The 203-nt window shown below is 40.4% G+C and carries 1 protein-coding gene; it reads left to right on the top strand.

Translation table 11 applies throughout. From position 1 onward, the window contains the following. A partial coding sequence (locus tag ACVC3Y_RS00135; RefSeq protein WP_452225721.1) for an SdrD B-like domain-containing protein occupies positions 1–203 on the top strand: 203 nt, incomplete at both ends.

The following is a 203-nucleotide window of genomic DNA, read 5'->3' as shown; positions in this document are numbered from 1 at the left end:
ACAAGATCCAGGGGAAGAAGGAATAGAAGGAGTAGAAGTTGTAATTACTGATGTTAACGGAAACGAAACAACAGTAACAACAGGAACGGATGGCTCATGGACAGCAACAGACATTCCAGTAGGAGATGCAGAAATAGATGTAGATGAGACTACATTACCAGCAGATATTACAGATACTTTAACAACAGGAACTTCAGATCCAG

It is taken from the genome of Lacinutrix cladophorae (assembly GCF_053604645.1).
The sequence above is the reverse complement of the archived record's forward strand: the minus strand, read 5'-3'. Positions and strand labels throughout refer to the sequence as shown.